General features: G+C 38.9%; 13 protein-coding genes. 7 read left to right on the forward strand and 6 right to left on the reverse strand.

What is annotated here, in order from left to right; genetic code table 11:
- Window positions 1–73: 73 nt before the first annotated feature.
- Window positions 74–646, forward strand: coding sequence for a DUF3109 family protein (locus ACKWBX_RS01290; protein ID WP_413966831.1), 573 nt, complete (start codon window positions 74–76; stop codon window positions 644–646).
- Here ACKWBX_RS01290 and ACKWBX_RS01295 read toward each other — a convergent pair.
- The gene (locus tag ACKWBX_RS01295) at window positions 636–2,621 is read right to left on the reverse strand and encodes a tetratricopeptide repeat-containing sensor histidine kinase (protein ID WP_413966832.1); all 1,986 of its coding nucleotides are present in this window, start codon (window positions 2,619–2,621) and stop codon (window positions 636–638) included. The genes ACKWBX_RS01290 and ACKWBX_RS01295 overlap by 11 nt on opposite strands.
- Before the next feature lie 8 nt (window positions 2,622–2,629).
- A complete protein-coding gene (locus ACKWBX_RS01300) occupies window positions 2,630–3,364 on the reverse strand; it encodes a LytR/AlgR family response regulator transcription factor (RefSeq protein WP_413966833.1) in 735 nt (244 codons plus the stop codon).
- A gap of 515 nt (window positions 3,365–3,879) precedes the next feature.
- Here ACKWBX_RS01300 and ACKWBX_RS01305 point away from each other — a divergent pair.
- The 3 genes from ACKWBX_RS01305 to ACKWBX_RS01315 all read left to right on the forward strand — a co-directional run bounded on the left by ACKWBX_RS01305 (window position 3,880) and on the right by ACKWBX_RS01315 (window position 8,528).
- On the forward strand, window positions 3,880–4,434 hold the full coding sequence (locus tag ACKWBX_RS01305) for a hypothetical protein (protein WP_413966834.1): 555 nt from the start codon (window positions 3,880–3,882) through the stop codon (window positions 4,432–4,434).
- 470 nt (window positions 4,435–4,904) lie between these two features.
- On the forward strand, window positions 4,905–5,891 hold the full coding sequence (locus ACKWBX_RS01310) for a ribonucleotide-diphosphate reductase subunit beta (RefSeq protein ID WP_413966835.1): 987 nt from the start codon (window positions 4,905–4,907) through the stop codon (window positions 5,889–5,891).
- A 150-nt stretch (window positions 5,892–6,041) separates the two neighbouring features.
- Window positions 6,042–8,528: a ribonucleoside-diphosphate reductase subunit alpha gene (locus ACKWBX_RS01315; protein WP_413966836.1), complete on the forward strand. Its 2,487-nt coding sequence runs from the start codon at window positions 6,042–6,044 to the stop codon at window positions 8,526–8,528.
- Window positions 8,529–9,216: 688 nt separating this feature from the next.
- Here ACKWBX_RS01315 and ACKWBX_RS01320 read toward each other — a convergent pair.
- Both ACKWBX_RS01320 and ACKWBX_RS01325 read right to left on the reverse strand, forming a co-directional pair.
- Window positions 9,217–9,864 (reverse strand): gluconate 2-dehydrogenase subunit 3 family protein, encoded by a 648-nt coding sequence (locus ACKWBX_RS01320; protein WP_413966837.1) that lies wholly within the window; start codon window positions 9,862–9,864, stop codon window positions 9,217–9,219.
- Window positions 9,864–11,576 carry a GMC oxidoreductase gene (locus tag ACKWBX_RS01325; RefSeq protein WP_413966838.1) on the reverse strand — a complete coding sequence of 571 codons (1,713 nt, stop codon included), beginning with the start codon at window positions 11,574–11,576 and terminating at the stop codon, window positions 9,864–9,866. Before ACKWBX_RS01325 ends, ACKWBX_RS01320 begins: the two co-directional genes overlap by 1 nt.
- 143 nt (window positions 11,577–11,719) lie before the next feature.
- Here ACKWBX_RS01325 and ACKWBX_RS01330 point away from each other — a divergent pair, with 143 nt between their 5' ends.
- The 3 genes from ACKWBX_RS01330 (at window position 11,720) to ACKWBX_RS01340 (ending at window position 14,548) form a co-directional block, all read left to right on the forward strand.
- Window positions 11,720–12,730, forward strand: a complete 1,011-nt coding sequence (locus tag ACKWBX_RS01330; protein WP_413966839.1) for a sugar phosphate isomerase/epimerase family protein — start codon at window positions 11,720–11,722, stop codon at window positions 12,728–12,730.
- A 14-nt stretch (window positions 12,731–12,744) separates the two neighbouring features.
- A complete protein-coding gene (locus ACKWBX_RS01335) occupies window positions 12,745–13,188 on the forward strand; it encodes a DinB family protein (protein ID WP_413966840.1) in 444 nt (147 codons plus the stop codon).
- Between the two features lie 220 nt (window positions 13,189–13,408).
- Complete coding sequence (locus tag ACKWBX_RS01340; protein ID WP_413966841.1) at window positions 13,409–14,548, forward strand: Gfo/Idh/MocA family protein; 1,140 nt, start codon at window positions 13,409–13,411, stop codon at window positions 14,546–14,548.
- A 432-nt stretch (window positions 14,549–14,980) separates the two neighbouring features.
- Here the strand turns inward: ACKWBX_RS01340 and ACKWBX_RS01345 are convergent, their stop codons facing one another.
- Together ACKWBX_RS01345 and ACKWBX_RS01350 are read right to left on the reverse strand one after the other, a co-directional pair.
- Entirely contained in the window at window positions 14,981–15,442 is a 462-nt protein-coding gene (locus ACKWBX_RS01345) for an ASCH domain-containing protein (RefSeq protein ID WP_413966842.1), read from the reverse strand.
- 87 nt (window positions 15,443–15,529) lie between these two features.
- Window positions 15,530–17,233, reverse strand: a complete 1,704-nt coding sequence (locus ACKWBX_RS01350) for a GMC oxidoreductase (RefSeq protein WP_413966843.1) — start codon at window positions 17,231–17,233, stop codon at window positions 15,530–15,532.
- Window positions 17,234–17,272 lie beyond the last annotated feature (39 nt).

Consider the following 17,272-nt stretch of genomic DNA (forward strand, 5'->3'; position numbering starts at 1 on the left):
GACGTTTGTTCATTAAATAATCTTTAAGTTGATAGGAACCAAAAAAACGTATCTTTCCGGTTTAAAATAAGCCATGTTTCAATTAGGAAAAACCATTGTTTCCGAGGAGATTATCGAAAACGATTTTGTTTGCAATCTTAGTGCCTGTAAAGGAGCTTGTTGTGTTGATGGTAATGCCGGGGCACCGGTAGCGGATGACGAGACCGAGATAATGGTAGACATTTATGAGAAGGTTAAGCCTTTTCTTAGACCGGAAGGCGTAAAGGTAATTGAGGAAGAAGGAGCTTTCGTAAAAGGTGATGATGGTGAATGGGAAACCCCGCTGGTAAACGGTAGTGAATGTGCCTATGTGATTTTTGATGAAAAGAACACGGCAAAATGTGGCATAGAAGAAGCCTATAATCAAGGAAAAATCGATTGGAAAAAACCGGTCTCCTGTCATTTGTATCCCGTTAGGGTAAGAGAATATACCCAACTTACCGCAGTCAACTATCATAAATGGCAAATTTGCGATCCGGCCTGTGCTTTGGGAGATGAACTACAGGTGCCAATTTATAGATTTGTAAAGGAAGCATTGGTGCGGAAATTTGGGCAGGAATGGTATGATGATTTGGCAAAAGTAGCCGAGGAGCATCTTACTCGATAGGAATGTGCAATACTATTTTAGTACCGGTGGGCTGATTGTTATCATCATATAGATCCACGATTTCTACATGAAATGAATTTTGATAGTCCCGCGAGAAATTTGCGAGTCGCTCCCTAGTAATATCGATCCCGACCGATTTTCGTTTAAGCACTTTGTTCTGTTTTATTTTTTCCGCGGCATCCCTGCCTACACCATTGTCGGTAATGGAAATGTTAATGAAGCCGTAGTCTTCTTTGTTAACATCTAAAGTGATGTTTTTTTCACCTTCTTTGGACGAAAGCCCATGCCAAAGTGCATTTTCCAGAAAAGGCTGTAGAATTAGGGAAGGAATGCGTATTGTGTGCACATCAATATCATCGGCAATATTTATTTTAAAGTCTATTTCGTTTGAAAATCTAATGTTCTCAATATTCATGTATAGTTCTACGGTTTCCAGTTCTTCCGATAATGGTATTTCCCTTTGTGAAGAGGCTTCCAGGATTTTGCGTACCAGCTTTGAAAATTTGTTCAAATAATGGACCGCATTTTTCTGCTCATTATTGATGATATAAAGTTTGATGGAGTTGAGCGAATTAAATAGAAAATGTGGGTTCATTTGACTGCGCAGCATGGTCTGTTCCAAGGTCAACAGTTTCTTTTCGCTCTTTAGTTGATATTGCCTGTAGAGGATGTAAAGGATGCCGGCCAAAAGCGCTAACGCAATTCCGCTGATGAGCAGCATGGTACGGTTTTTTCTCAGTTTCAGCCTAACGATTTCATTTTCTTTGGCAAGTACCGCGATCTGATTTCCTTTTTTTTCATAATTATACCGGAACAGGATATCGTTTACATATTTCACGGTTCCTTCATTGAGTATTTCCCGATCCAGCGCAATGGCCTTGTTTTTGTATTGAAGGGCCATTTTATATTGAGCTTTATTTTGATATACCTCGGACAAAAAGTGACTTGCCTGTGCATTTTCGTCCCTCAGGTTGTGTGTTTCACATATTTCAAGACTTTTTAAAAGATATTTTTCCGCACTTATATTGTCCTTGGCGAGTAAACTGGCCCAACCCAGATTATTGTAAACGGGCGCGGTCAGGAACCCGTCCCCTAATTCATTGGCCTTTTGTAGTGTTTTTTTAAGAAGTGTTGTTGCTTCTGATATTTTGTCTTTTTTAATAAATACTCGTGCGATACTATTATTGCAAATGACCCTGCCCATGTCATTGTTCAATTGTTCATTATAGGCGAGGGAGGTTCTATAATTTTGAAGTGCCTTGTCCAATTGGTCCAGTTCTTCCTGACATTTCCCTATGTTTTGATGGTTGATGGCGAGCCCTAATTCATTGCCTAGTTCGGCCTCAAGCTTCATGGATCTTTCAAAATAAGAAATGGCTAGGTCATATTGCTTTAAAATTTTGTAGAGATTACCTATGCTGTTCAAGGAAACATTAATACTTCTTTTTAACCCTTCGGATGGGTTCGGTACCGATTCCGCAAGCTCCAAAGCCTGCTGGATATAGTCCATGGCAAAGCGGAAGGAAGAGGTTCTTCTATAAACCACTCCCAAATAGTTGAGACTTGATACCTTAAACTCTAGGTTATTTATTTTTTTGGCAATATCCAAGGCCTCTTCATGCAATTTAATGGCTTTGGAGTAATTGGATAGGTTTCTGTAATCTCTTCCCAGTTCGCTCAGAGCGTAGGATTGTCCTTCGAGGAAATTCTTTTCTTTGGACTTTTCGCTGAAATAGCGCATTAAAACGGTATCTTTTCGGTATTGTCTAAAAGCATCGTGTATTTCGGTATAGGTCTTTGGAGCTGCCTTTATTAAGCTGTCTACGCGTTGACTGAATTCTGGAGAAATTTCTTGGGCAGTTCCAAAACTGAAAAAGAATAGTGCAGCAAATACCAGTGTTACAAACCCTGACGAATTTATGGATGAGCTTAGGGACGGATTACAAAACACATGCTTTACTGCTACCAACCTCATACATCATTTTATAATAAATCCAAGAAGTCGGATTTCTTCTGTCTGGAAACGGGTATTTTATGGTTGGATTTTAATACCACATAACCATCCGTCTTTAAAAATTCCTTGATTTTATTTAGGTTGATGATATAGGAATTGTGTATCCTAAAAAAGGAATCGTCCGGGAGTAACTGGTTGACTTCCTTTAGTTTTTTTGTGAGTACAATTTTTTGACCATCGGCAAGAAAGATGGTGCTATAATTTCCATCGGATTCGGCATACAATATCTCATCGCTTTCCAAAAAAAGTAATTTTCCATCCGTATTCAAGGTTATTTTTTTATTGATGGACCTGGAATTGAAGTTCAGAAGTATTTGCTCCAGTTTTTCGGCAGTAAAATTTTTGGAGTTGAATTTTTTTATCTTAACGATGGTTTCCTTAAGATCATCTGTATCTATCGGCTTTAAAAGATAGTCAATGGCCTCGTTCTTCAATGCTTTAATGGCATACTGATTGTAGGCCGTAGTGATGACGACAGGGAAATTTTTATTGGTCAGTTTTTGTATGAACTGAAAACCATCCATAGTTGGCATTTCAATATCCAAAAAAAGACAATCGGGAGTATTGTTTTCCAAATACTCCAACGCCTCAAAAGGATTGGTGAAAGAAGCGGATACGCTTATCTCCTCACTAAAATTGGTGAGCTCCCAAGAAAGGCTTTGCAAGGCTTTGATTTCATCATCAACTATAACAGCTTCTAGCATACAAATAAATAAAGATAGAAAATTAGTCAAAAATAATATTTAGGCCTTCCCAATGGCTAAATTTTGTATCAATGGGAGTTATTCTAGTATAATTGGCAGAAAATTCTTTAAATAAATCTTTTAAACCTTATGATATTCATTTTATAGGAAAAAGATTACAGATAAATAATGGTAAAGAGGTTGATTTTAGGCCGTTTTCCCGTTTATACAAAAATTACTGCCGATTATACATAATGCCTCAAAGTTCTATGTCTCTGCCCTTAATTTAGTCGAAGATTAGGTTTTAAAGGTTGTTTGCGTAACAGATTAAGAACATCCAAATAGTATTGAATGAATTTTAAAACTAAGGTCATGAAAAAGTGTTTGTTAATGTTTGCATTGCTCATTTTAACTCTAATAGTTGCGGTTATTAGCAATAATGCCGAAACACGATTCTTGGAAGATAAAGTTGCCACTGAGAACATAAAGAATACAACTGCTTTGACTAACCTAGAATAACATAAGCCCCTTTAAAAATGTCACCCTTCCTATTTAAAATCCCTAAAATTCTAATTCTTGGTTTTGTTCCGCTTTTACTGATTTCCGGTGGAAGTAAAGAGCATTTGGAAACCAAGGTCTTACCCAACAGCGAAAGTCTTTTGACAACCAAGGGTGCTTTGAATCAAGAACTTATGGCCAACGTTAGTTTTGCTTTCAATGTGCTTTCTTCTATAAAAGAGGATTTTGTTAGCACTTTATCAATTAATTTTGTTGATACTGCCGAAGAGGATACGGAGTATGAGATAAACCTTACGATAACAAAAAATGATAATGTAGAGGGTATTGCTGATGGTACGTATGATGTTGAGAAAATTGAAGGCTTCTTAAATAATTTTGATAATGTCTTTGGAGTGGCTAATATTGCATCGCTTGGGGAAAAACCCTTTTTCGCAAAGGGGGGTACTATAAAGATTCAATCAAGAAGAAACAATACTTTAAAAGGTGTTTTGGAAATAACATTCGTAAACGAACAGGGGGCTACTTTTGAAATAAAAGGGGCTTTCGACACAAAAAACAGTATAAGTAATTAATATCAAAAAGAGGTACGGCTCAGGATAGCTATTTGTAAAGATATTTTATCCGCCCAATGTTTTGAGCGCCAAACATAGTAACCTTTGGGTTATAGGTCTAATGATAGGTTTCGGGGGAACTACCTAGATTTGGATTTTGGTGGGCATTTTCATAATATGAAGCGTTGGAAGGCCGTACATTTTGATACTCTGGATTTTACCTAAACAAACCAAAAGGTATATTAATAACATACTTTTTGGTTTATTTTTTTCTGTTCATTCCTTCTGTGAATTTATTGTAAAGTATCTTTTCTTCTTAAGGCAATAAACATCACTTGCGAGCCTAGATTTCAACATGTTGTGTTAAAAACTTTGTAGCTTAAAAGCTAAAACAAGCTTTATAGATCGCTCACATTTTCCAATCTTTGTTAGTCCCTATAAGAGGGTAATATTCAGCCTCTTTACACTAACATTTATTTAAAATATATATTATGTCCACAGCCGTAGAGCCTATTTTGGAAGCAAATGACGACCGATTTGTAATTTTCCCCATAAAACATGATGACCTTTGGGAATGGTATAAGAAATGTGAAGCATGTTTTTGGACTGCCGAAGAAATTGACCTCCATGAAGACTTAACGGACTGGAACAATAAACTGAACGATGATGAACGTTATTTTATCAAACATATTTTAGCTTTCTTTGCTGCTTCGGACGGTATTGTAAATGAAAATTTGGCCGAAAACTTTGTGAGCGAGGTTCAATATGCGGAAGCAAAATTCTTTTATGGCTTCCAGATTATGATGGAGAATATTCACTCGGAAACCTATTCTCTTTTGATAGATACCTATGTAAAAGACGAAAAAGAAAAGAATATTCTTTTTAAAGCGATAGAGAATTTCCCTGCTATCAAAAAGAAAGCGGACTGGGCATTGAACTGGATCGAATCCCCAAGTTTCGCCGAGCGTTTGATTGCATTTGCGGCTGTAGAAGGTATTTTCTTTTCCGGTGCTTTCTGTTCCATATTTTGGTTAAAGAAAAGAGGACTCATGCCGGGATTAACATTCTCCAATGAATTGATTTCTAGGGATGAAGGAATGCACTGCGATTACGCGGTTCATTTGCATAACAAGCACTTGATCAATAAAGTGCCAAAAGAACGTATTACACAAATCTTGACGGATGCGCTGAACATTGAGCGTGAATTTATTACCGAGTCACTTCCTGCAAGTCTAATCGGGATGAACTCTAAATTGATGACCCAATATTTGGAATTCGTAACGGATAGATTATTGGTAGAATTGGAATGTGATAAAGTGTACAACGCTACCAATCCTTTTGATTTCATGGATATGATCTCGCTACAAGGAAAAACCAATTTCTTTGAAAAAAGAGTATCTGAATACCAGAAAGCTGGTGTTTTGAACAAAGATAAAGACGAGGACGCCCAGAAAATCAGCTTTGATGCAGATTTTTAGATAGCATTTGGCCACAAGCTTTTGACCGGAGTCTGTGACCGTTACTTGCCCCTGAATGAAAAATAATCAACTAAAACAAGCCATCAAGGTTGGAGAACCTTGAAGGTCTTTATAGCCCATAGTATTAACAATTAAATCAACAGTAGCCACATGTATGTAGTAAAAAGAGACGGAAGAAAAGAACTTATCATGTTTGATAAGATTACGGCCAGAGTACGTAAATTATGTTACGGACTGAACGGATTGGTAGATCCATTAAAAGTTGCTATGCGTGTCATAGAAGGGCTTTATGATGGTGTAACAACATCGGAATTGGATAATCTAGCAGCAGAAATTGCGGCTACGATGACCACTACACATCCGGATTATGCAAAATTGGCGGCCCGTATCTCTGTTTCTAACTTACATAAGAATACCAAGAAGTCTTTCTCGGAAACGATGACGGATTTGTATGAGTATATCAACCCTAGAACGGGGAAAAAAGCACCACTTTTATCGGATGAAGTATATAAAGTGATTTCCGAAAACTCGGAAAAATTAGATTCTACCATAATTTATAACCGTGATTTTGGCTACGATTATTTCGGTTTTAAAACATTGGAGCGCTCTTATTTGTTAAAGCTTAACGGAAAAATTGCCGAACGTCCCCAGCATATGTTGATGCGTGTATCTATCGGTATTCATTTAAACGATTTGGATGCGGCCATTGAGACCTATGAGCTCATGTCCAAAAAATATTTTACGCACGCCACACCAACACTTTTCAATTCCGGTACACCAAAACCACAAATGTCCTCTTGTTTCCTTTTGGCCATGAAGGATGACAGCATAGACGGTATTTATGATACCTTGAAACAGACTGCCAAAATATCCCAATCGGCAGGCGGTATTGGGTTGTCTATTCACAATGTTAGGGCTACCGGTTCTTACATTGCCGGAACAAATGGCACGTCTAACGGTATTGTGCCTATGTTACAGGTATTTAATGATACTGCTAGATATGTAGATCAGGGTGGCGGAAAACGTAAAGGGAGTTTTGCCATTTATATGGAACCATGGCATGCCGATATTTATGAATTTTTGGATTTGAAAAAGAACCATGGGAAGGAAGAAATGCGTGCGCGAGATTTGTTCTATGCAATGTGGATTTCAGATCTGTTCATGAAAAGGGTGGAGGCCAATGAGGATTGGACCTTGATGTGCCCTAACGAGTGCCCAGGTCTTTTTGAATGCCACAGTGAAGAGTTTGAAAAACTATACACAGGTTACGAAGCGGCCGGAAAAGGTCGTAAGACAGTAAAAGCACGCGAACTTTGGGAAAAAATATTGGAATCCCAAATTGAAACAGGAACACCTTATATGTTGTATAAGGATGCGGCAAACCGTAAGAGCAACCAGAAAAATTTAGGTACCATACGTTCATCCAACTTATGTACGGAGATTATGGAGTACACTTCTCCAGATGAGGTTGCCGTTTGTAATTTGGCTTCGATTGCATTGCCAATGTTCGTTAAGAATGGTGCTTTTGATCATAAGGAACTATTCAAGGTGACCAAGCGTGTGACCAAGAACCTGAACAAGGTGATCGATAGAAATTATTATCCGGTAAAAGAAGCGGAAAATTCCAATATGCGTCATAGACCTATTGGTCTAGGTGTACAAGGATTAGCCGATGCTTTTATCATGCTGCGTTTGCCCTTTACAAGTGATGAAGCTAAAAAACTAAATCAAGAAATTTTTGAGACACTTTATTTTGCTGCCGTAACAGCATCAATGGAAATGGCCAAAGAAGAAGGTGCCTATTCTTCCTATAAAGGTTCTCCAATGGATAATGGTGATTTTCAACACAATCTCTGGGGAATCAAGGATGATGAACTTTCAGGCCGTTGGGATTGGGCCAAACTAAGAAAGAGTGTCAAGAAGAACGGTGTGCGCAATTCATTGTTGGTGGCACCCATGCCAACGGCGTCCACTTCACAAATACTTGGAAATAATGAATGTTTTGAACCGTACACTTCGAACATTTATACGAGAAGGGTACTTTCTGGGGAGTTTATCGTAGTGAACAAACACTTGTTGGAAGACTTGGTGGAACTAGGTCTTTGGAACGAAAACATGAAGCAGGAGTTGATGAGAGCCAACGGTTCCATTCAACATATAGAAACCATTCCACAGGATATTCGAGAATTATATAAAACGGTTTGGGAGTTGAGCATGAAGGATATCATTGATATGTCCAGACATAGGGGGTACTTTATTGACCAAAGTCAATCCCTGAACTTGTTCATGGAAAATGCGAACTACTCCAAACTTACTTCAATGCACTTTTATGCATGGAAGAGCGGTCTTAAAACGGGAATGTATTACCTAAGAACCAAAGCTGCCGTGGATGCCATTAAGTTCACGTTGGACAATAGTAAAAAGAAAGCGGCTCCAGTAAGTGTTGCTGCAGAAGCTGAAGCAGCGGCAACCACGCCTGCTGTGGAAGCTGCTCCGGGAATGCAAGTGGCGGCTACTCAAGTCACAGCACAAACGGAAACGGACATACAGCCTATGACGCCAGCAGAGATGAAAGAGATGATTGCTAGAGCAAAAGAAGGGCAAGCTGATGACGATTGTCTCATGTGTGGTTCTTAACACGTTAAGGGAACAATCCAAAACAAAAAAGACGCGTCCTATAGGACACGTCTTTTTTGTTTCTTCTAATTATTTAAATTAGGGAAAGTCTTATTTTTTCTTGATATACGGTTTTAGCATACCAGTAAAAAGCAAGGCTGCTGCATATATCATCAATATTATTGTATAATTATCCATAATTGTATCTTTTTGGGGGATGTAATACCATATACGTCGATATAACGTAAAAAGGATTACGGAAATTTTATTAAATCATTAAAAAAATTGTTAAAGTTTAAAAAATATGGCTTTTCCTTTCGAATCAAGGAAGAAATCGCCGGTTTTTTAACCGATTTTGAAAGAGTAATCTTTTTTGATTGATAGTAATGGAATCCTATTTTGGATATACAAAACAGGGCCACATAGCCGATAAGTAAATAGATGTAGGGAAACATATATTAAAGTAACGAAAAAGTAATAAAAAACTTACATTTTTATAACGTAGTTCATCGAAATGTTTGATTTTTTCGATGAAATGCACAAAATACACTACTTTTTATTGATTTTGCTTATTGCTGAACGCAAGTGGCATGCTATAAATTTATTCTTTTAGAGAAATAACGATTTCGGATAAAGTGTTTTATAGATTTGTTAAATAAAAAAGGGGCATGTTTAAAACATGCCCCTTTTTTATCCATTTAGATTATGTTTATAAAGACCAAGCCTTGCCTCCAGTGAGTTCCTGAACATCCACACAACCCTTGTATTCTCCTGGGACGGGAAGATAGGCCAATACTTCTTCACCGACATATTCAGAAGTTTTATACCCCCAAATAGTCAAACCACGGAGGTTGTTGGCAAAAGCAAAACGGGAGACCTCATCATCCAAAACGGATTCCTTTCCCTGCTCCACATCTTCATGATACTTATTGATCATATCAAAATGGGCTACTTCTTTTTCTTTAGTGACCTTTAATGCACTGGCCAAAACTGGCTCTAGGTCTTCAGCGGACAGATCTGCAATTTTTTCTTTTCCAGCATCTTTCAAGGCTTTGTCCATAAATTTATCCATGGACATTTTTATAAAGTCCTGATTTTCTTTTTCGACTACTTCGTTAACGAAACGGTCTATAAAAAGATCTACTTGTACTTCAGAAGCTGATGGGGTATCTGTTTTAGGTAAAATAATATCAATTAATGTGGTAAGAACTTTTCCTTCTTCCTTGGTAAAGAAATCCGGGGTCCATTCAATAGCCTGTTCGCCCTTGCAACTTTGCATGATGCTTACCAACGTAGGTGTAGCAACCGTATAGCCTAAGGCCATACCCATATTTTTGAGTGCTTTTCTTCTATCCATTATATATTTCCTTTTTTAAGTTGTTCGGCTGCGTGGTTTGCAGCTCTGGCTGAAAATGCCATATAGGTAAGCGATGGATTTACACAACTTGCCGATGTCATGAAGGAACCATCGGTTACATAGACATTCTGTACGTCGTGCAAGGCATTATTGCCATCCAAGACAGACGTTTTTCTATCTCTTCCCATACGTGCAGTACCCATTTCGTGGATTCCTAATCCCAGTGCACTTGGTTCGTCATAACCTTTTACTTCTCTTAAACCTGCCTTTTCCAACATATCTACAGCAGATGCCTGCATATCCTTACGCATTTGGAGTTCATTTTCTTGGAGTTCGGCATCAAAAGTAACGGTTGGTAACCCCCATTGGTCTTTTTTATCATAATCCAGTGTAAATCGGTTGTCCTGATGTGGTAAAACCTCTCCAAAGCCCATCATTCCGAAGGTCCAGCCACCCGGTTTTAAAACAGCTTCCTTAAGATTTTTTCCATAGGAGAGTTCCGCAATGGTTTCTTCCCAATTACCTCTAGAAGCACCTCCTTGGTATCCGAAGCCTCGCTTATAGTCATCTCGATCACTGGAACCGCCAAGGTTTCTAAAACGGGGAATATAAATGCCATTGGGTTTTCTTCCCTTAAAATATTTGTCCTCAAACCCATCAAATTTACCGGATGCTCCAACTTTTAACTGGTGATCCATGATGTTACGACCCAATTGGTCGGAATCATTACCCATACCATTAGGGAAACGATCGGATTTGGATTGCATCAATATAGAAGTAGAGGCAATGGCGGAAGCACATAAGAAGATAACTTTTGCCTTAAATTCAAATTCTTCCTTGGTTACTCTATCAATAACCTTTACACCGGTCGCTTTTTTCGTATCCGCATCATACATTACTTCATGCACAATGGAATCCGGTCTGAGGGTCATATTTCCCGTAGCTTCTGCTGCAGGCAACGTAGAAGAAAGACTACTAAAATAAGCTCCGAAAGGACAACCTCTTATGCATCTATTCCTAAACTGACATTTACTACGTCCGTCAAAATTTTTGGTTCCGGTAATATGAGCCACTCTTCCTGCTGTGACTACACGGCCATCAAAATTTTCCGCCACTTTTTCCCTGAACTCTTGTTCTACACAATTAAGTTCCATCATTGGTAAAAAATCACTATCCGGGAGTTGCGGTAATCCTAAAGTTTCTCCACTTACACCAATATAGTTTTCTACTTTGGAGTACCACGGAGCAATATCCTTATACCGCACGGGCCAATCTACGGCAACTCCTTCTTTAGCATTTGCTGTAAAGTCGATGTCGCTCCAACGATAACTATGTCTTCCCCATTGTAAAGAACGTCCTCCTACGTGATATCCTCTCATCCAATCAAAACGTTTGGTTTCGTTATAAGGGTGCTCCAAGTCGTTTACAAACCACATTTTACTTGCCGCATTGGTAGTGTACCCCGTTCTATGTTGTTTTTCTTGTTTGGAAATATCTTCTTTTGTGGGTTGTCCTGCATTTGGAAAATCCCATGGGTCCATATTGGCGGTTTTGTAATCCTCAATGTGCTTGACCATTCTTCCTCGCTCCAACACAAGGGTCTTCAACCCATTCTCGCATAATTCCTTTGCAGCCCATCCGCCACTGATTCCTGTTCCTACGACAATCGCATCATACGATTCCTGCTCTTCATTATAATAGAATTTACCCATGTGCTTTAATAGTTTGTGCCTAAATTTATTAAATATTAAATTAATTTTCTACATTTAAATTCTATACTTATTACGAGAATCGTACTACAACGTTGTAGCAAATCAACAATCACTAAAAATTAATTACAAATATTACAGAAAATATGAAAAAATCAGGGTTTTTAAAGCATGGCCTGCTGGCTTTTATGGTATTTGCAGTGTTGGGATTGAATGCATGTAAAGAGACTAAAAAAGAAGCTGAAAAAGAAATGGAAGAAGTAGCCAAAGCCGAAGAAAAAGAACCCTTTTTTAAACTTTCCTTGGCGCAGTGGTCCATCCACAGAATGATAAGGGAAGAAGGAATGGACCCCTATTCGTTTGCCGAAAAAGCGAAAGCTTGGGGTTTTGAAGGTTTGGAATACGTAAGCCAATTGTATGAGGAAGAACTGGAAAAAAGCAATTACTCAGAGGAAGCCATGGCCATGTTTGTTGAAAAATGTAATGCGGAAGCCAAAAAACACGGACTAAAAAACGTACTCATCATGATAGATCATGCAGGGGATTTATCCGTTAACGATAAAAAAGAGCGAGACGCCGCTATAGAAAAACATGCTATTTGGGTAGATGCCGCCGCTGCAATGGGTTGCACATCGGTACGTGTAAATTTATTTGGAGGAGCTGCGGAAAAGAACCCTGAGGAATGGCATAAAAATTCAGTAGATGCCATGGGGAGGCTGGCCGCCTATGCATCAAAGAAAAATATAAATGTAATTGTCGAAAATCATGGAGGGCTCTCTTCCGATGCAGAAAAAGTAGTGGCCGTTATCAAGGAAATAAATATGCCCAATTGTGGTACTTTACCGGATTTTGGTAATTTTTGCGTTAAACGCGATAGCGGGGAACGTTGGGGCGGTAATTGTATAGAGGAGTACAATATATATAAAGGTGTTGCTGAAATGATGCCCTATGCAAAGGGGGTAAGTGCAAAAAGTCATGATTTTGATAAAGAAGGAAATGAAACTGCAATAGATTATACAAAAATGCTACAAATAGTTAAGGATGCAGGGTACACCGGTTACATAGGCGTGGAATATGAGGGAGATGTAATGGGTGAGGAAGCTGGTATTATGGCAACAAAAGAGCTCTTGCTAAACGCGGCCAAACACGTTGAGTAAATTATCTACGGTTTATGAAAGTATTTTTTAACGAGCTTTTTGATTATAATTTTCATTGTAATAAAAAGATAATTGAAGCATGTATCGCCATGGAAACTGTTCCTGACATAACCCAGGAACTCTTTAGCCATATTTTGAACGCCCATCATATTTGGAATGCCAGGATTCTTGGAAAACCATATGAATTTGAAGTTTGGCAAAAACATCCTGTCACTACGTGGGGAGATATACATTATGAGAACCAAAGAAGCTCTTTTGAAATTACAATGAACGCAGATGCTTTTGACAAGCGTATTGATTACGAGAATACAGAGGGCAGGTTGTTTACGAACACGCTCAGGGATATGTTGTTCCATATCATAAACCATTCAACCAATCATAGAGGTCAAATAGCTTTGGATTTTCGAAAGAACAATTTAGAACCTATTGTATTGGATTATGCTTTTTACAGGCGATGAGAGAAAAGCTGAAAAGTTAACGGGAACTTTGCCGTGTACAGCGATAGGTAACCTTTTAGTTTGCGATATTGATTTATGACCGGTGTTTAATGCATAAGAACCAGCTATAATTCTTGGAATTTTTGATGAAATGGAAAGACATTTTTTCAAAAAAATAGCAATCTTTGTTTCACAGTGAAAAACAAAAAGAAATAATAGAACTTTTAAACAAATTTATAAAATGCCAAAAAAAATAAGATTAGGGATTTTAGGAGGTGGAGGTGATTCCTTGATCGGAGTCTTACACAGAGTGGCCAGCCATATTAATGATAACTATAGGATAACGGGTGCGGTTTTTAATCCGGATTTTAAAGCAAATGTGGATTTTGCCAAGGAAATAGATATTCCTTTGGATAGAGTTTACAAAGATTTTGACACTTTTATTGAGGAGGAAATGAAGCTTCCCAAACAAGAGCGTATAGAAGTCTGTTCCGTGCTTACGCCTAATTTTTTACATTTCCCAATGGCTAAAAAGCTTTTGGATAACGGGTTTCATGTCATCTGCGAAAAACCGATGACCACCTCATTGGAAGAAGCGAAAATTCTACAGGAAGCGCATAAAAAAGCAGGGACTGTCTTTGCTTTAACGCATACGTATACAGGATACCCTATGGTACGCCAAATGCGGGAGATGATAAAAGAGGGTGCTTTGGGCAAAATACATAAAGTAGATGCCAGGTACTATCAAGGATGGATAAATACGATCATCCATGATGCCGAAAAACGTTCTTCCGTTTGGCGATTAGATCCAGAAAAAGCGGGCATCAGTTCCTGTATGGGAGATATTGGGGTGCATGCTTTTAACATGGTGGAGTACACCACCGGTCTAAAAGTGAAATCGCTTTTATGTGATTTCAACTATATCTATGAGGATAATAAGATGGATGTGGACGGAACCGTGCTTATACGAATGGGAGACCACATAAAAGGTGTGATACGTGGTAGTCAAGTGGCTACCGGAGAAGAAAACGGATTGGCAATTACCATTTATGGTGAAAAAGCAGCTTTCCGTTGGGAGCAGGAACGGCCCAACTTTTTATACATGATGAGCGATACGGAACCGACTAAAATCTATAAACCGGGCCATGCCTATAATTCCGACCTTTCGTTGGACGGTACAAAATTACCTCCTGGACATCCAGAGGGCATTTTTGACTCCATGGCGAATATTTATTTGGGAGCTGCCAGAGCCATTCGTGGAGAGCAGTATAACAATGGTGAATTCCCAACGATGACAGATGGTGTAAGAGGTATGGATTTTATTGAATCTACCGTTAAATCGCACAAAGACGGGAATACATGGGTGACATTGGAAGATTAATAACAAGCAGAGCGAAATTATTCGTTTTATATGATATCCTAATGAAATAGGAGCCTTTCTAAAAAACTTGCTTTCATCATGCTGTCCCATGGAGCTGGGTCGAGATGTATTGAATATCAATTTAATCTAAATAATGCCCCGATGGTTCTGCTTCGGGGTTTCCGGATTTACTTCCCCTTGGGGGAGGTAGGAATTGGTTTTTTGTAATTCCGGGTGGCGCAAAATAAAAAATTTCGGTTTTCGGTCCTAAGCTAAAATGAAACTGCCGAAACCTGCCGACCGTAGACAGGTAACTCTATGGCTTGCCTCTGGGATACTCGGTTTCAAGATTTTTTTTATTTTGATGAAAGCCTCTCCCGAAACCTTGGGAAAATCAGTAGGGTTAAGTTTTTAGACAGGCTCGTATTTTTTTGGCATATACTACTATTGCTATTACCCAAAAACCTTTTCAAATTCTTGACAAACAATGATCATGCTTTCTCTGGGAACGCGTTCAAAAGCTTCTAGCTCCCTTGTGTAATAGTCCCAATGCACTTTTTTCCAATGATCAAGTGATTTATCGCCTTCGCCTTCTAATTTAGCATATTCGGCATCAATACTAAAAAAAGGTTTGAGCTTTACTGCGGTAGTTCTTACAACACATTGCGCTTTTCCTTCCCAATCGGTGACGATTAAAAAATCTCCGATTTTTGGTAAGGATTCATTTCTATATTGTAGTCCCAAAAGGGAATGCGAAGTGGCTTTTTTTATTTCGTTTTTGACCAATTTCGCACATTCATCAGCATCTTTTTGGTTGTCACAAAAGTGATCTACTGTTGGGGTGTCTACAAAAGCATGCTCCAAATGAGCATCCAAATAATCACCCCACATATTTCTCGCAGATGCATTATCCATGTACGTATTGTTTTATTTTAATGCAATAAAGCAAATGATTCTGATAAGACCATAATTTAGAGGACACTTTCTCCTTATTTTTCGATATCAAGCAAATTTACCGGCTTTAAACTGTTTTGCCGCATGATGGGCAGCCCGTGCGGTAAATGCCATATAGGTCAAAGAGGGGTTTACACAACTGGAAGAACTCATAAAAGCACCATCTGTTACATAGACATTCGGCACAAGATGAACTTGATTGTGTTCATTTACGATAGAGGTTTTTGGGGAATGCCCCATTCGTGCACCGCCCATTTCATGAATGCCGAGACCGGGGCCGGAGGATTCCTCATAAGGCTGTACATCCTTAAAACCAGAAGCTTTGAACATAGAAACGATTTCTTTTTTGATATCTTCTCGCATTTTGTATTCGTTTTCTTTGAATTCAACATCAAAAGCCAATTGGGGAAGTCCCCATGAGTCCTTTTTTGAAGTGCTGAGCGTTACCCTGTTATCATCGTACGGGAGAAATTCGCCAAAACCGGTTACGCCTATTTGCCACTGCCCGGGCTTCAGAAGTTCCTCTTTTAATTGTTGTCCGTAGCCCATTTCAGATACTGAGGCGGACCAATCTTCCCTACTTGCCGTTCCTTGGTACCCGAATCCTCTTAGATAGCCTTTGCGCTTTGTTTTTTCATCCAGGTTTACAAATCTGGGAATGTAGAAACCGTTAGGTCGTCTGCCCTTATAATACTTTTCTAAATGGCCCTCTATTTTTGCGGTGGCCCCCAATTTATAATGATGGTCCATAATGCCTCTGCCAAGGGCGCCGGAATCATTGCCAAGGCCATTTGGGAATCTTGTAGATTTGGATTGCAATAAAATACCTACGGATGCCATGGACGATGCGCATAGAAAAATAATTTTTGCCTTGAACTCTAGTTTTTCATGTGTTTCCGTATCGATTACACGAACGCCGGTGGCTTTTTTCGTTTTGTCGTCATACATAATTTCATGAACTATGGAATTGGCCCTTAACGTCATGTTTCCGGTGCGTTCCGCAGCAGGTAATGTGGATGAATTGCTGCTAAAATATCCGCCAAATGGGCAGCCGCGCCAACATCTGTTTCTATACTGGCATGGGTTTCTTCCTTCAAATTCGGCATTTTTATCGGTTATATGCGCTACTCTTCCTATGGTAACTAGACGGCCATCATCAAATTTATCGGCAACGGCATTTTTAAAATCGATTTCTGCACAGTTTAAATCCATAGGCGGTTGAAATTTACCGTCCGGTAATTGAGGAAGGCCCAAATTCTCGCCACTAACACCTATGTATTGTTCTATTTTGTCATACCAGGGCGCAATATCTTTGTATCGCAAGGGCCAATCTACCCCTATATTTTCTTTCTTGTTCGCATTGAAATCCAAATCGCTCCAACGATAACTTTGCCGGCCCCAAGTAAGGGACCTTCCGCCAACTTGATATCCCCTGATCCAATCAAAACGTTTTATTTCTTCATAAGGGTGTTCCAAATCGTTGACAAAAAAGTGTTTCACATCTTCTTTTGGCGCCCATTTTACTCTTCCTTGTACATGATATTTTTTTTGGTCCACTTTGGAAAGCTCTCCTTTAAGGGGATAATCCCATGGATCGTCGTTCATGGTTTTGTAATCTTGAATGTGCTTTACCATAGGCCCACGTTCCAAGACCAAGGTCTTTAAACCGTTCTCACATAGTTCCTTGGCTGCCCAACCTCCACTTATGCCAGTGCCCACGACAATAGCATCATACATTTCGTTTTGATTCATCTTTAATTTTTTGTCTTTTTCTGAAGGTATTCCCTATAT

The organism is Maribacter algae (assembly GCF_047345745.1).
Classification (GTDB): Bacteria; Bacteroidota; Bacteroidia; order Flavobacteriales; family Flavobacteriaceae; genus Maribacter.

Excerpts from the sequence above, each read along its gene's own strand:
- ACKWBX_RS01290 (WP_413966831.1), top strand. The coding sequence starts at position 74 with ATGTTTCAATTAGGAAAAACCATTGTTTCCGAGGAGATTATCGAAAAC.
- ACKWBX_RS01295 (WP_413966832.1), bottom strand. The coding sequence starts at position 2,621 with ATGAGGTTGGTAGCAGTAAAGCATGTGTTTTGTAATCCGTCCCTAAGC.
- ACKWBX_RS01300 (WP_413966833.1), bottom strand. The coding sequence starts at position 3,364 with ATGCTAGAAGCTGTTATAGTTGATGATGAAATCAAAGCCTTGCAAAGC.
- ACKWBX_RS01305 (WP_413966834.1), top strand. The coding sequence starts at position 3,880 with ATGTCACCCTTCCTATTTAAAATCCCTAAAATTCTAATTCTTGGTTTT.
- ACKWBX_RS01310 (WP_413966835.1), top strand. The coding sequence starts at position 4,905 with ATGTCCACAGCCGTAGAGCCTATTTTGGAAGCAAATGACGACCGATTT.
- ACKWBX_RS01315 (WP_413966836.1), top strand. The coding sequence starts at position 6,042 with ATGTATGTAGTAAAAAGAGACGGAAGAAAAGAACTTATCATGTTTGAT.
- ACKWBX_RS01320 (WP_413966837.1), bottom strand. The coding sequence starts at position 9,864 with ATGGATAGAAGAAAAGCACTCAAAAATATGGGTATGGCCTTAGGCTAT.
- ACKWBX_RS01325 (WP_413966838.1), bottom strand. The coding sequence starts at position 11,576 with ATGGGTAAATTCTATTATAATGAAGAGCAGGAATCGTATGATGCGATT.
- ACKWBX_RS01330 (WP_413966839.1), top strand. The coding sequence starts at position 11,720 with ATGAAAAAATCAGGGTTTTTAAAGCATGGCCTGCTGGCTTTTATGGTA.
- ACKWBX_RS01335 (WP_413966840.1), top strand. The coding sequence starts at position 12,745 with ATGAAAGTATTTTTTAACGAGCTTTTTGATTATAATTTTCATTGTAAT.
- ACKWBX_RS01340 (WP_413966841.1), top strand. The coding sequence starts at position 13,409 with ATGCCAAAAAAAATAAGATTAGGGATTTTAGGAGGTGGAGGTGATTCC.
- ACKWBX_RS01345 (WP_413966842.1), bottom strand. The coding sequence starts at position 15,442 with ATGGATAATGCATCTGCGAGAAATATGTGGGGTGATTATTTGGATGCT.
- ACKWBX_RS01350 (WP_413966843.1), bottom strand. The coding sequence starts at position 17,233 with ATGAATCAAAACGAAATGTATGATGCTATTGTCGTGGGCACTGGCATA.